Raw genomic sequence first — 291 nt, 5'->3', positions numbered from 1 at the left:
AGCCAATATTAAAATAAAAGCTCCTCATAATCCTCAACAATTTAAAGTTATGATTCCTCTTAATATTAAACCTATATGAGAAACTGATGAATAAGCAATTAATATTTTTATATCTCTTTGACGTACACAAATTAAAGAAATAATTACACCTCCAATTAAAGAAATTACAATTATAATAAAATTAATTTTTATACCAATCTCTAAAAATAATTTTATCACACGAAGAAGACCGTATCCTCCTAATTTTAATATTACACCAGCTAAAATTATTGATCCTGAAATAGGAGCTTC

At 24.7% G+C, this 291-nt stretch carries 1 protein-coding gene; it reads right to left on the bottom strand.

Features of this window, described 5'->3' with window-relative positions; genetic code table 11:
• Window positions 1-33: 33 nt before the first annotated feature.
• A partial coding sequence (locus tag QWY29_RS20110) for a proton-conducting transporter transmembrane domain-containing protein (protein WP_300963006.1) occupies window positions 34-291 on the bottom strand: 258 nt, incomplete at its 5' end.

The organism is Nocardioides abyssi (assembly GCF_030412915.1).
GTDB classification, from domain to species: Bacteria; Actinomycetota; Actinomycetes; order Propionibacteriales; family Nocardioidaceae; genus Nocardioides; species Nocardioides abyssi.
This window is presented reverse-complemented; position numbering and strand designations above follow the sequence as displayed.